Source organism: Capnocytophaga sp. oral taxon 380 str. F0488 (genome assembly GCF_000318255.2).
GTDB lineage: Bacteria > Bacteroidota > Bacteroidia > Flavobacteriales > Flavobacteriaceae > Capnocytophaga > Capnocytophaga ochracea.
Window position 1 is genome coordinate 17,137 of sequence record NZ_KB291222.1, and the last position, 14,322, is coordinate 31,458.

Genomic DNA, 14,322 nt, shown 5'->3' on the forward strand with positions numbered 1-14,322 from the left:
CCCAAATGCATTTTAGATGTTTTTTAAGTTGTAAAAACTTTTCTTTTTGCAGAAATAAAATACGATTTCAATAATATTTTATCTAACAAATAATATAAGACACATTAAAAATATCTATAGCGTTAAATTAAATATTGCTAAATTACTTTATATAAAAAGTGAAGAGATGTTTTCTATTTACGGCTACCTTCCTCGTGCAGGAAAATAGCTACAAATCCGATGCACTTATTTTAAGAAGTTAGGCGTAATCAGTCTTTAAACCAGACTAATTACGCCTATTTTGTAGCGGGAACTGGACTCGAACCAGTGACCTTCGGGTTATGAGCCCGACGAGCTACCTACTGCTCTATCCCGCGATTTCTGGGTGCAAAAGTACAACCTTTTTTTTATATACCAAAATTTTTTAGGTATTATTTTTTACACTTTTCACTCTTCTATATATACTCTCTTGATTCTGTGCGCCATAGAGGTAATAAGTTCATACGAAATTGTACCTGCCGATTCAGCTAATGTCTCAGCTGTATGGTCTTTATCAAATACAATTACCTCTCCTCCCTCTTCACAAGGAATATTAGTAACGTCTACCAATATCATATCCATACACACATTACCTATAATAGGCGCTTTCTTCCCATTGATAAATACAAAGCCTTTCCCCTTACCGTAAATACGGTTGATTCCATCAGCGTGACCTACTGGTATAGTGGCTGTTTTAGTAATATGGTCAGCAATGTAACCGCGATTATAGCCTAAACTATCACCTACTTGCAAAGTGTGTATTTGTGAGATAACGCTTTTGAGAGTCATAATAGGCGTAAGATATTGTTGTAGCTGAGCGTCATTGGCAAAGCCGTACATTCCTATACCACAACGCACCATATCAAACTGAGCGTGGGCATAATTCAGTATACCTGAAGTATTACACTGGTGGTAAATTACTTTATGAGAGAAAGTTTTGTTTATCTTTTCTTGGAAAGCAATAAAAGTCTTAATCTGATTTTCAGTAAACTCTTTCTCATTCATATCCTCTGAAGCCGCTAAATGAGAATAAGCCGTTTTCACTGTCACCGTAGTATTATTTTTTAACAAAGCGAGCACTCCATCTATTTCATTTAAATCAAACCCCAAGCGATTAAGCCCTGTGTTACATTTAAGGTGCACAGGATATTTTACCAAATGGTGTTTCTCAGCATACTCCAAGAATAGCTTTGTAATACGCTGTGAATATAATGTCGGTTCTAATTGATATTTTACAATATCATCAAAATTAATAGGTTGTGGGTGTAACACCAATATAGGAAGTGTAATACCTGCTTCTCTCAAAGCTTTACCTTCGGAAGTGTAGGCAACTGCAAAGTAATTCGCCAATCCTTTCTTTTCCAAATGTAAAGCTATAGGCACCGAATTATTCCCATAAGAGGAAGCTTTTACCACTCCCAAAAACAAAGTTGTAGGTTTGAGTCGGCTTTTTAAGTAAAGAACGTTTTTTTCTAAGTCGGTAAGGTTGATTTCTAAAACGGTTTCTTCTGTTTTCATTTATTCTTCAATTTTTCTAACATTAATCTTGTTTGCTCTGAAAGTACCAATTTTCCTGAAATAGCTGCGTTATTTATGAGTTCTTGTTCCCAATGCTCAGTGTGTTGCCAAGTGATGCGTTTCATTTCCGATAAAGCTACTGGATTGGATTTCAGAAGCGTATCTATAAAATGGTCTATCGCTTCGTCCATATCTTTTGTATTTTCGAACACGCGAGCAATCAACCCTTTCTGTTGAGCCCAATAAGCACTTTTCCATTGGTCAGGAGCCATAAAAAGTTCGTTGAGTGTTGCTTGTCCGGCTTTACGTAAGATTGCAGGAGCAATCACAAAAGGGCCTATGCCCAGTGAAAGTTCCGATAGCTTGATACTCGCTGTTTCGGTAGCAAACACATAGTCTAAGGTAGCGAGTAAGCCCACTCCTCCGCCAACAGCCTTGCCTTGAGCGCGCCCAATAATAAGTTTTTTACAGCGACGCATCGCCAAAAAAAGATGCGCAAAGCCCTCAAAGAAACGTTTTCCTTCTTCTTCATTGCTAACGGCTAAGAGTTCGTCAAAAGAAGCTCCTGCACAAAAGGCTCTATCTCCTTCACTCTTGAGAAGTATAATGCTTACTTCTTCATTTTCAGAAAGCGCATCAATTTCTTTGGTAAGTCTGTTTAGCAACTCCAAAGGGAAAGAGTTCGCATTAGGATGTCCAAAAGTAGTAACAGCCAGTTTTTTATCTATTTTCGTATATAACGAACCTTGCAATCTATCAGTCATTGTTATTATAAATTTATGGCAAAAGTATAACTTTTTTCGCAAATAGGTTTGGTAATTAGAAAAAATATTTTACCTTTGCGCTCACAAACGGGGATGTAGCTCAGTTGGCTAGAGCGTTTGGCTGGCAGCCAAAAGGTCGTGGGTTCGAGCCCCATCTTCTCCACAAGCAAAAAAGATGATTAAAAGTAGAACTTTTAATCATCTTTTCTTTGTTTATTCTTCTTCTGTCTGCGAAGCTCACTCTGTTTATCTTTCGTCATTCCTTCGTTCATTGTTCATTTGCCTGAGCAGCTTACACCGTTTATCCTTCGTCATTCCTTCGTTCTTTGTTCATTTGCCCGTGCGGCTCGCACCGTCTTTTGTTCGTCTTTTGTTCGGCTTTTGTTCGTCTTTTGTTCGTCTTTTGTTCGTCATTTCATTATCTGCTCTTGTGGTTCACACCGTTTTTTGTTCGTTCATTTTTTTGTCTCACTTTTCCGTTACTACACTCCCTCTCCTTTGGAGAGGGCTGGGGAGAGGATATTTTGTTTGTCTTTTGTTTATCTGCCCGTGCGGCTCGCACCGTCTTTTATATAAGTTTTCTATAAGCTAAGCATACCTTATTCTGGCATTATTGACATTATCGACGTTATTAGTTTTTTCTCTCATTCCATTATCAATAAAAAAATCCGACTTATCACTAAGTCGGATTTTTGTATAATGTAGGTAGTGATTAACCACCAAAGTCGTCGAAACGAATGTTTTCATCAGGCATACCAAAGTCTTGACCCATTTTCTGAACGGCTTTGTTCATCATTGGAGGACCGCAGAAGTACAATTCTATATCTTCTGGGGCTTCGTGTTTGCTCAAATACTGTTCAATTACAGCGTTGTGAACAAATCCTAAGAAACCATCGCCTTCAGGATCATTAATATCTTTCTTCACTTTCCAATTATCTTCAGGTAGTGGTTCAGAAAGTACAATAAAGAATCTAAAGTTAGGGAATTCGCGCTCCAATTCACGGAAATGTTCTACATAGAACAACTCGCGTTTTGAACGACCTCCGTACCAATAAGTAACTTTCCTATTAGTTTTTAAGGTTTTAAAAAGGTGATACAAGTGCGAACGCATAGGCGCCATACCAGCTCCTCCTCCTACATATAACATCTCAGCGTTAGAATCATTGATGAAGAACTCGCCATAAGGTCCCGAGATGGTTACCTTGTCACCTGGTTTACGTGAGAAAATATAAGAAGAAGCTACCCCAGGATTTACGTCCATCCATCCTCCTTTAGCTCTATCAAAAGGAGGCGTAGCGATACGCACATTCAACATTATACGGCGTCCCTCTGCTGGATAGGAAGCCATAGAGTAAGCACGCTCTGCCGGTTCTGGATTCTTCATTACAAGAGGCCATAACTTAAACTTATCCCACTCCATTCTGAACTTATCAGGCTCTCCTGGGTGTTCTTTAGGGTGTGCAGTGATATCAATATCAGAATATTTCACTTCACAAGCAGGAATTTCAATCTGAATGTATCCTCCTGGTTTGTAGTCCATATCTTCTGGGAGTTCTACCACAAACTCTTTAATAAACGAAGCCACATTATAGTTGCTCACTACAGTAGCTTCCCATTTCTTGATACCAAACACTTGTTCTGGTACGCCTATTTGCATATCTTGTTTTACTTTCACTTGGCAAGCTAAACGCATACCTTCTTTGAGTTCCTTCTTTGTAAAGTGAGGCGTTTCTGTAGGAAGAGCCTCTCCTCCTCCCTCATACACGTGGCATTTACATTGTAAACAAGACCCCTTACCACCACAAGCTGATGGCAAGAAAATCTTCTCGTTACCCAAAGTAGAAAGCAATGAACCGCCGATAGGCACTTCAATTACTTTGTCTTTATTAATTGTAATTTTCACAGGTCCCGATGGGGTTAGTTTCTGTTTTACGTAAAGCAAAATAGCTACTAACAGCAGGATTATTACCAATAATCCTATTACCGTTACCGTAATAGTTGTTAATATTTCACTTGCTAATATCATTGCTTAAATCTTTTGTGTTATGAGCTAATTTATCAGTTTTAACTTCTTGTTGGATAGTAGTCTCTTGTTTAGGAGCTTCTTTAGCTTCCTTTTTGCTGCTACCACCTGTAAGCATACCACCAAAACTCATAAAGCCGATAGCCATAAGCCCTGTAGTGATAAAGGTGATACCCAAGCCACGCAAGGGTGCAGGTACGTGTGAATAACGTATTTTCTCACGGATAGCTGCCAACGCTAAGATAGCGATAGCCCATCCCAATCCTGAACTGAACCCGTAGGCTACTGAAAGACCAAAAGAGTGAATAGTTTCCTCACGTGATTGCATAAAGAGTGACCCTCCTAAGATAGCACAGTTTACGGCTATCAAAGGCAAGAAAATACCCAACGAGTTATATAACGATGGAGAAAACTTCTCTACAATAATCTCTACCAACTGCACCATCGTAGCTACAGTGGCAATGAACAAGATATAGGTAAGGAAGCTCAAATCATAATTAGCATACTCTGGACCTAACCAAGCTAAAGCACCTTCTTTGAGGATATACTGGTTCAACAAGTAGTTCATAGGTACGGTAAGAGTCTGTACAAAAATAACAGCAGCTCCTAAGCCTATGGCAGTAGATACTTTTTTAGATACAGCCAAGTACGAACACATACCTAAGAAGGTAGCGAAAATCATATTCTCTACGAATACCGATTTAAAAATCAGTGTTAAATATTCTAACATTTTCTTTTCTTTTTAAATGATTAATGACTGTCTTCTATCAAGGCTTTATTACGTGAACGTTGTACCCACACTACTATACCGTAAGTTACTAATGCCATAGGCGCTAACAACATAAAACCGTTGTTTTCATAGCCCCAAGCATATACACCTGTTTTCTTAATAGGGTCTCCTAATACTTGGAAACCGAGCAAAGTGCCTGAACCTAATAGTTCACGGAAGAAGGCGACGATAAGCAAAGCGATAGAATAACCACCTGCATTACCAATAGCATCTAAGAACGATTTTCCTGGAGGATTTCCTAAGGCAAACGCCTCAAAGCGTCCCATCAAAATACAGTTAGTGATGATAAGCCCTACATATACCGACAGCTGTTTGCTAAGGTCGTACACATAGGCTTTCAGCACAAAGTCCACCACGATTACCAAAGCAGCTGCTACAATTAGCTGGGCAATGATACGGATTTTAGGTGGTATTACATTTCTAAGTAAAGAAATGGTTACGTTACCCATTACAAGTACAAAGGTAAAGGAAAGACTCATTACAATAGCGGCTCTCAATTGCGCTGTAATCGCTAAAGCTGAACAAATTCCTAATACTTGTACCGTTACGGGGTTGTTATCCCATAGAGGGTCGGTTACTAATTTTGTATCTTTTTTTGATAGTCCCATAGTCTCTTATTTGTTTAAACTTTTAATATAGGATATATAAGGCTCTATGCCATCGCGTATCATTGCTTGCACTCCATTACCAGTAAGGGTAGCTCCTGCAATAGCATCTATTTTCCCATCTTCTTTACGTTTGTTTTCAGGGTCACCATTGCTTTTTGATATTTGAATGCTTTGGAAATTACCAGCAGCATCTAAGAGGTGTTCCCCAATAAAGTCGTCCATAAAGAAACGTTCTTTGATATTAGCTCCCAAACCAGCAGTTTCTCCTTTGTGGTCAAAGAAAACGCCACGTACGATAAGGTCTTTATCTACGGCTATATATCCCCAAATAGCATCCCACAAACCACGTCCGTTTACGGGAATGATGTAGAGGGTAGTTCCATCTTTTTCACCTACATAAAGAGGCAAACCTTCACGATGACCGTTAAAGTTGATAAGGTCGTTAGCACCTTCTACTTTTTCAGCGGTATTCCCTTTGATAAGGTATTGTTCTTTCACATAGTTAGGGAACTCTTTTTCAGCATCAGTTGTAGAAAGAAACTCTACTTTACCACCTCCGAGCTCACCTTGGTTGTGATTTACACCCATAGCATAGAGGATGTTCTGTTTCTTTTCTAACTTTTTATTGTTACTGATATCGCTGCTCAATGCTGACGAAATACCAGCGAGCAAAGCTCCTACGATTACCACCATTATAATGGCGAAAATCACTGTATACGAATTACTTTCTGTTTTTACTGCCATAATTTATGCGGTTTTAGTAACTGTTTTTAAACGTTTTTTACGACGAGATACATTAGCTTGTACTACGAAGTGGTCGATAGTAGGAGCCAATACGTTCATTAATAGGATAGCAAGCATTACCCCTTCAGGATAAGCAGGGTTGAAGCAACGGATAGCAATAGCAATGAAACCAGCTAAGAAGCCATAGATATACTTACCAGTATTCGTTTGTGCTGCTGTAACTGGGTCGGTAGCCATAAATACAGCCCCGAAAGCCAAACCTCCAATGAGCAAGTGCTGATAAGCTGGTACGCTCCAAATAGCGTAGAAAGAAGTGCCTACCATACTTGGTGCTAAAGCGTTGAAAATAGCACCCATTACCCAAGCTCCTATAAACATACTAACCATCACACGCCAAGAAGCAATTTTGGTATAGATGAGGAATAAACCTGCTAAGAGGATAATGATAGTAGAAGTTTCACCTACTGAACCTGGGATAAACCCGAAAAGAAGGTCAGAATCGGTGTAGTGAATAGGGTGTCCTTGTGCCAAGTTACCCAAGATGGTTTCGCCTGAAACCGCATCTAAGTTTGCTCCAGCAGCAATTTCTTTAGAACGATCTAATACACCTGTTACCCATACTTTATCCCCTGTCATTGAAGTAGGATAAGCAAAGAATAAGAAGGCGCGAATGGTAAGCGCAGGGTTTAAGATATTCATACCTGTACCCCCGAATACCTCTTTACCGATGATTACTCCAAAGGCTACTGCTACAGCAAGCATCCAAAGTGGAATATCTACTGGAACGATAAGTGGCACCAACATACCGGTTACCAAGTATCCTTCCTCTACTTCGTGACCACGAATGGTAGCAAAGATAAACTCAATGCCCAACCCTACTACGTACGACACTACTACAAGAGGAAGTACTTTTATAAAACCAATACTAAAGTTTGTCCAATTCCAAAAATCTCCACTACAAAAAGCTAAGCCTTCAGCGGGGTGTGTTAAGTGACCGAAAGCCACTTCGTGCTGGTAACCTATATTGAAAATACCGAAAATCAAACAAGGAATCAGTGCCAAAACCACCATATTCATTGTTCGTTTTAGGTCGTCAGCAGCCTTAATGTGGGTACCTCCGTGGGTTACCTCATTAGGCGTATAGAGGAATGTGTGGAGGGCGTTGAAAGTCGTCTCCATCTTCGTTCCTTTATACTTTTCTTTTAATGTATTTAATTTACTTTTTAAACTCATTTTCTTGATGATAAGTAATTATTCTTTTTTATTGATTTACGAATTAGTTTTAAAGCCCAATCGTAATGACTTGATGTTGCCGAAACTAAATAAGAACCTAACGAAGTTGTCTTCGTCCAAGGATATCTTTTCTTTGTAAAAAGTTCCTCATCAGTATGACTTTCTATAATATGAAAAACCTTACTATGTGAATCTTTAAACAGAGAAAACATTTTAGAAAACGGTACTTTTTGGCAACTCTTCCATATCTCTCGATTTAATTTAGGAGTGTCTTTCATAGTATAACCCTCTTTGGGTATTTTAGGTTTACCTCCTTTCATTCCTTCCTCATACCAAGATAAAAAAAGCAAATGCCAATGATATAAATGCCCGAGTACATCTCGGAGATTTCGATTCATTGTTCCCTTAGGAAACTCCTTTTCTCGTTTGTCTTCGGGAATAGTATCAATCAAAGAAATCAATTCATTGTAATTTCTTTCTGCTGATACTACAAGCCCTAATTTAGATTGCGGACGTGCCATAATGTTTAGATTTTACTTTTCAATAAGTCATAAACAGTTTTATCAATACTGAGATATTTTATAAAATCTTCGGTATCAAACTCTATCTTATCTTTCTTATTCTTTTTTGCTGTAGCGTTAGAAACTGAAAGATAATACTCATTAGCCGAGGTATATAAGGTAAAAACACTATGGTTAGTTCCTTTATCACCTCTTTGAATAACTGTAAAAAGTTGTTCCCAATTACCTTGTTCAGCTTGTTGTTTAAAGTCACTTACATTTTCTATATAAGAAAAAGCAGGTAATTCTTCTTCTTTAAACCACTCATCTGCAAGCTCGTTAAAAGGCTCTTTAGCTCTACCTACAGAGGCAACTATTCCCATAATCACAATTACTAAGAATTCAATTACCCAAATAATGGTAAGGAAAACTCCACTCACAGTATTCCCCTTTATAGCCCACGTCCCTTCTTCATTGATAAGTCCTATCAATCCAAAAAGGTCTGATGGATGCCCTAATAAGTACAGCAATTGTTCAATTTGCACATTACTTACGGCTACACCTATTTGCTTATTACCATACACTTCACTCGTATTGATAGCCAAATCAGCCCATACTACCCATTGCAGATAATAAGCAACAAGTGATGCTATGAGAGCAAACAAAATAGCTAAGCCATAATTACGTACTTTACCCAATCTAACTACTAAATAACCAACAGTAAAGGCTATAGCAAAACCAAAACCAAATGTTACTAAGAAGTTAAGATATATAATTGGAATATACCATATTAAGTACGCATAAATAGTTGCCAATATAGGCAATGCTATTGTACATACTAATATGAAATACACAAATGATATAGGTGAAAACTTCCCTGAAGGTTTGTAATAATTAGACATATTTCAATTATTTAAAACTGTTTACTTACTTTTATATGAATCAACCTAATTCCGCCATCATTAAATCAAGTCCATCTCTGATAATTTGCTGATGTGGTTGTTTAGATACACATACAAATTCAGTAAGTGCAAAATCTTCTGGTGCTACTTCGTAAGCTCCTAAGTTTTCCAACTCGTCCAAATCCTTATACAAGCAGGCTTTAAGCAGTTGCATCGGATAAATATCCAACGGGAAAACCTCTTCGTACATACCTGTTACCACAAAAGCACGTTGTTCACCATTGGTATTGGTATTGAGGTCGTACTTTTTCTTAGGGTTCAACCACGAGAAAGTAAGCGAACGTGTAAGCGAAATCTTGTTGGTTACTGGTTTTGCCCAACCGAACAAATCATAATCATTTCCTTCGGGAATTGCTGTAATTTGGTCGTCGTAAAAACCTAAGAAGCCTGTTTCACTCACCTTAGTACCAGTAAGCACATCACCGCTAATAATACGGGTTGCAGCCACGTCTTTTACCTGGCTACCCACGACGCCACTGATTTGAGCTCCAGCAAGGGCTGTAACATAGTGAGGTTTCTCAATGCGCGAACCTGTAAGAGCTACTGTACGGGTGAGGTTCACTTTACCTGTTAAGAAGAGTTCTCCTATCACCACCAAATCTTGAGGCGTTACCACCCATACCACTTCACCTTTGTTTATCGGACTGATTTGGGCAATTTGTGTACTGACGTTCCCTGCTGGGTGAGGTCCTGACACATTGTGCACCACTATGCCCTTAAGGTTGCGGAAAGGTGACAACGAGCTGTCTTTGAAAACGGACACGTGTACTTTCCCTGTGGTGAGTTTAGCTAAGGCGGTAAGAGCGGTTTGCAGTGCTTGCTCTTTTCCTTTGAGCACATAGTCGTAATCGGGAGCGAGCGGATTGGTTTTGCAAGCCGACACAAAGATAGCCTTAGGCTTCCCGTCGGGATTGGCAATCACGTCATAAGGGCGTTGTTTGATAAAAGGCCAGCAACCTGCTGAAAGGAGGTGTGCCTTAATATCTTCACCCTGCATCTCTTCTACGTCTTTCTTCCCATAGTCTTTGAAGGTTTGTTCTTGACTGGGCGCAATGTGTATTTCCAACACTTTACGACGCTCACCTCGTACAATCTCCTTAATGGTACCACTTACCGGAGAAGGGAACAAAACACGCTCATCACTCTTTGAAAAGAATAGTGCTTCACCTGCTTTCACTTCATTACCCTCACGCAATAAAAGCTTAGGAATAACACCGTGAAAATCATTGGGTTTAATACCATACAAAGAGGCAAGCGGAAGCTGTTGTGTAGTTTTATCAGCTTCGCCTTCCAAGTGTATGTCTAACCCTTTTCGAATGCGGATGTCGTTTGACATATAAATAATATTAGTTAGTTTTATTAAATTAGGTGCAAATATACAAATTTATTTTTGATTTAAAATAATCTACTCCTTTTTTTTAGCTCAATACATCAAATTTACGTATAATATCTTCCTATTTCACAGCTAAAAAATAGCCTCCTATTTCATCTATAAACTTTTAAAATTCAATATTTAAACTACTATTCTTTACCTTTCCCTCTCCTAAAATCTTTATTCATAAAAAATACCCCTAAAAGTACTAAACTTTTAGGGGTATTTTATTCTTTTAATTAACATCTGCTCAATATAACAAATATTATTTTCTATTGCCTGCCGTGCTACAGCGTTCTGAGGCACAACATCACCTCCTTACATCAAACTTACATTAGTTTAATGGAATCTCGTGTCTAATTTTATATATTCTAAGAACTCCTTTCTTATCTCAGGGTCTTTGAATTTACCACCAAACTCAGCAGTAACCGTACTACTATCAATATCTTCTATACCGCGAGAGTTCACACATAGGTGTTTGGCATCTATAATACAAGCCACATCTTCGGTACCGAGAGCGCGTTGCATCTCTTGTACTATTTGCATCGTAAGGCGTTCCTGCACTTGCGGACGTTTCGCATAATACTCTACAATACGATTCATCTTCGAAAGCCCTAACACTTTACCGTTAGAAATATAGCCTACGTGAGCACGCCCTACAATAGGTAACAAGTGGTGTTCACAAGTGGAATACACTACAATATTCTTCTCTACCAACATCTCACCATAATGGTAAGAGTTCTCGAAAGTAGACATCGAAGGTTTGCGCTCTGGTAATAAGCCTCCAAAAATCTCTTTTACAAACATCTTAGCTACACGCCTGGGAGTGCCTTTCAAACTATCATCGGTTAAATCCATTCCCAAAGTATGCAAAATAGCACGTACGTGAGTTTCTATTTCCGCTATCTTTTCGGTTTCACTCATCTGAAAAGCATCTGCTCTAAGTGGTGTAACTGCCGAAGTTGCTATATGGTTATCTCCTAATATATCTTCTTCTTGATTTTTATTCATTGTTCTTTATCTTATGAAAGTGCAAAAGTACTAATTATTACTCAAAGGTTAAAACTTTTTTGTGTTTTACATCTTGATTGGTAATTGCCAAACGTATCACTTCTTCCATATCCGTTACATAATGAAAAGTAAGTCCTTTAAGGTATTCTTGCTTGATTTCCAAGATATCTTTCTCGTTGTCTTTGCACAAAATATATTCTTTAATACCTGCGCGTTTCCCTGCCAAAATCTTCTCTTTGAGTCCACCTACCGGTAGTACCTTTCCACGCAAAGTAATCTCTCCGGTCATTGCCAAGTGTTTTTTCACTCTCTTTTGAGTAAAAAGCGACATTAGTGAGGTAAGCATCGCAATACCCGCACTCGGACCATCTTTAGGGGTTGCCCCTTCGGGTACGTGTATATGCACATCGTAACTATCAAAGAGTTTCACATTGAGGTTATAGTGTTCAGCATTGGCTTTTAGGTATTCCCAAGCAATAGTAGCCGATTCTTTCATCACCTGACCTAAATTACCCGTAATATTAAGCACTCCCTTACCTTTCGATAAGGCAGATTCTATAAACAGAATATCTCCTCCTACACTCGTCCACGCCAATCCAGTAACTACGCCAGCTACCTCGTTATCTTCGTATTTATCGCGTTCTAAGCGGGCAGGTCCCAATATTTTTTCTATGGTCTCTATGGTAAGTTTAGGGTCGTAGGCTTCTTCCATTGCTAAGTTTTTAGCTCCGTAGCGCACTACTTTCGCTATTTCTTTTTCCAAAGCGCGTACCCCTGATTCGCGAGTATAACCTTCCACAATACGTTCTATTTCCTTTTTGCCCAATTGTAAGTCGGTAGTTTTCATACCGTGTTCTTTGAGTTGCTTAGGTAATAAGTGGCGTTTAGCTATCTCGGTCTTTTCCTCTATGGTATAACCTGTTACGTTGATGAGTTCCATACGGTCTAGCAAAGCAGGCTGTATGGTTGAAAGGTCGTTCGCAGTAGCGATAAACATCACCTTAGAAAGGTCGTAACCCATCTCGAGGAAGTTGTCGTAAAACTCCTTGTTTTGCTCAGGGTCGAGCACTTCTAGCATAGCCGAAGAAGGATCGCCTTGGTAACTATTGTTTCCTAATTTATCTATCTCATCTAATACAAATACAGGATTAGAAGTCTTAGCTTTTTTAAGTTGTTGCAAAATACGTCCTGGCATCGCCCCGATATAGGTTTTGCGGTGACCACGTATCTCTGCTTCATCGTGCAAACCTCCTAACGACATACGCACGTACTCACGGCTCAAAGCTTTGGCAATAGAGCGTCCTAAGGAAGTCTTCCCTACCCCAGGAGGTCCATAGAAGCACAAAATAGGCGATTTCATATCATTGCGCAGTTTGAGTACCGCCAGATACTCTATGATACGGCGTTTCACCTCTTCTAATCCGTAGTGTTCCTTATCGAGGATTTTCTGAGCGCGTTTTAGGTCAAAGTTGTCTTTAGAATACTCATTCCAAGGCAATTCCAATAATACTTCTAAGTAATTACGCTGAATGCCATAATCTGGACTATTAGGATTAGTACGTTGCAATTTGCTCAGTTCCTTTTCAAAGAGCTCTTTTATCTTGTCGTCCCACTTCTTGGTTTTAGCTTTCTTTTTCAGCTCTTCTATCTCTTGCTCGTACGACACGCCTCCTAATTCTTCCTGAATAGTACGCATCTGCTGGTGCAAGAAGTATTCACGCTGTTGCTGGTCGATATCAATACGCGTTTTCGACTGTACTTCGTTGCGCAGGGTAAGGCGTTGCAAGTCGATGTTCAAATATTTTAAGATAGCCGTAGCACGCTCTTTCAGTTCATCAATTTCCAATACGCTTTGCTTTTCCAAAACGGTAGCATTCATATTGGACGATATAAAGTTAATGAGGAACGATGTGCTTTCTATATTCTTAATAGCAAAAGCCGCTTCCGAAGGGATATTGGGGTTTTCTTGTACAATCTTGATAGAGAGGTCTTTCACAGCTTCAATAGTCGCTTCAAACTCCTTATCGTTCGCATCGGGTTTCACATCCGGCATCTCTTTTATCATCGCTTTGATGTACGGCTTTTCTTCTACAATACTCTCTATCTCGAAGCGCTTTTTACCCTGAATGATAATAGTTACATTGCCGTCGGGCATTTTCAAAACTCTGAGAATACGGGCTACCGTACCAAAACGAAAGAGGTCTTTGCCCTCGGGTATTTCGGTCTTCTCGTCTAATTGAGCTACAACACCAATAGTCTTAGTAGTAGCATATGCCTCGTTGATAAGGTGAATAGACGCATCTCTCCCCGCACTGATAGGCACTACTACTCCTGGAAATAGCACAGTGTTTTTCAAGGGAAGAATAGGTAACACGTGTGGTATGCGTTCGCGTTCTATCTCTTCTTCATCTTCCAAAGTAAGAAGCGGAATGAACTCTGTATCTTCGTCTATATGTTCAGCCAAAAGGCTGTCAAAATTTCCTATATTCATATTTAGATCGTTACTATATGCCATTTTGTCAGTAGTCGCTTGTCTATATAAATATTCTCATTATATCTATACAGTTTAAAATCAATTTCTTATATACTACAAAATGTACATTGCTTCCTATGTATTACAATAGGTGTGCCATAAAAATTACCTCCTTCTTACTTTCTTCTTTACTCCGTCTTTACCGCCACACTCCCCCTAGTACCTAGTGCCTAAGGTCTATCACCTATTCCTTTTTATTTCGTATCGAAACTCCGTTTTTAACATTTTTTGCATTGTTGTATGATA

12 protein-coding genes and 2 tRNA genes are annotated in these 14,322 nt (G+C 39.0%); 1 reads left to right on the forward strand and 13 read right to left on the reverse strand.

Annotation, left to right across the window (positions count from 1 at the left end):
• Window positions 1-283: 283 nt before the first annotated feature.
• The 3 genes from HMPREF9078_RS08825 to HMPREF9078_RS08835 form a co-directional block, all read right to left on the reverse strand.
• Window positions 284-356, reverse strand: a tRNA-Met gene (locus HMPREF9078_RS08825).
• A gap of 70 nt (window positions 357-426) precedes the next feature.
• Window positions 427-1,536: an alanine racemase gene (gene alr / locus HMPREF9078_RS08830; protein WP_009420358.1), complete on the reverse strand. Its 1,110-nt coding sequence runs from the start codon at window positions 1,534-1,536 to the stop codon at window positions 427-429.
• Window positions 1,533-2,300 (reverse strand): enoyl-CoA hydratase/isomerase family protein, encoded by a 768-nt coding sequence (locus HMPREF9078_RS08835; RefSeq protein ID WP_009420359.1) that lies wholly within the window; start codon window positions 2,298-2,300, stop codon window positions 1,533-1,535. Before HMPREF9078_RS08835 ends, alr begins: the two co-directional genes overlap by 4 nt.
• Window positions 2,301-2,389: 89 nt before the next feature.
• Here HMPREF9078_RS08835 and HMPREF9078_RS08840 point away from each other — a divergent pair.
• A tRNA-Ala gene (locus HMPREF9078_RS08840) sits at window positions 2,390-2,463 on the forward strand.
• Between the two features lie 549 nt (window positions 2,464-3,012).
• Here HMPREF9078_RS08840 and nqrF read toward each other — a convergent pair.
• The 10 genes from nqrF to lon all read right to left on the reverse strand — a co-directional run bounded on the left by nqrF (window position 3,013) and on the right by lon (window position 14,034).
• A complete protein-coding gene (nqrF, locus tag HMPREF9078_RS08845; RefSeq protein WP_009410222.1) occupies window positions 3,013-4,326 on the reverse strand; it encodes an NADH:ubiquinone reductase (Na(+)-transporting) subunit F in 1,314 nt (437 codons plus the stop codon).
• Entirely contained in the window at window positions 4,310-5,053 is a 744-nt protein-coding gene (nqrE, locus tag HMPREF9078_RS08850) for an NADH:ubiquinone reductase (Na(+)-transporting) subunit E (RefSeq protein WP_009410221.1), read from the reverse strand. The genes nqrF and nqrE overlap by 17 nt, the downstream gene beginning before the upstream one ends.
• Window positions 5,054-5,073: 20 nt before the next feature.
• Window positions 5,074-5,721 (reverse strand): NADH:ubiquinone reductase (Na(+)-transporting) subunit D, encoded by a 648-nt coding sequence (locus HMPREF9078_RS08855; RefSeq protein WP_009410220.1) that lies wholly within the window; start codon window positions 5,719-5,721, stop codon window positions 5,074-5,076.
• A gap of 6 nt (window positions 5,722-5,727) precedes the next feature.
• Window positions 5,728-6,465: a Na(+)-translocating NADH-quinone reductase subunit C gene (locus tag HMPREF9078_RS08860; protein ID WP_009420361.1), complete on the reverse strand. Its 738-nt coding sequence runs from the start codon at window positions 6,463-6,465 to the stop codon at window positions 5,728-5,730.
• A 3-nt stretch (window positions 6,466-6,468) separates the two neighbouring features.
• Window positions 6,469-7,698, reverse strand: a complete 1,230-nt coding sequence (locus tag HMPREF9078_RS08865) for an NADH:ubiquinone reductase (Na(+)-transporting) subunit B (RefSeq protein WP_009420362.1) — start codon at window positions 7,696-7,698, stop codon at window positions 6,469-6,471.
• Window positions 7,695-8,219 (reverse strand): ClbS/DfsB family four-helix bundle protein, encoded by a 525-nt coding sequence (locus HMPREF9078_RS08870; protein WP_009410217.1) that lies wholly within the window; start codon window positions 8,217-8,219, stop codon window positions 7,695-7,697. The genes HMPREF9078_RS08865 and HMPREF9078_RS08870 overlap by 4 nt, the downstream gene beginning before the upstream one ends.
• Window positions 8,220-8,224: 5 nt before the next feature.
• On the reverse strand, window positions 8,225-9,100 hold the full coding sequence (locus HMPREF9078_RS08875; protein ID WP_009420363.1) for a hypothetical protein: 876 nt from the start codon (window positions 9,098-9,100) through the stop codon (window positions 8,225-8,227).
• 40 nt (window positions 9,101-9,140) lie between these two features.
• Window positions 9,141-10,496 carry a Na(+)-translocating NADH-quinone reductase subunit A gene (locus tag HMPREF9078_RS08880; protein WP_009420364.1) on the reverse strand — a complete coding sequence of 452 codons (1,356 nt, stop codon included), beginning with the start codon at window positions 10,494-10,496 and terminating at the stop codon, window positions 9,141-9,143.
• A gap of 375 nt (window positions 10,497-10,871) precedes the next feature.
• Window positions 10,872-11,543 carry a GTP cyclohydrolase I FolE gene (gene folE, locus HMPREF9078_RS08885; protein ID WP_009417986.1) on the reverse strand — a complete coding sequence of 224 codons (672 nt, stop codon included), beginning with the start codon at window positions 11,541-11,543 and terminating at the stop codon, window positions 10,872-10,874.
• Between the two features lie 37 nt (window positions 11,544-11,580).
• Complete coding sequence (gene lon, locus HMPREF9078_RS08890; protein ID WP_051035613.1) at window positions 11,581-14,034, reverse strand: endopeptidase La; 2,454 nt, start codon at window positions 14,032-14,034, stop codon at window positions 11,581-11,583.
• Window positions 14,035-14,322: the final 288 nt, after the last annotated feature.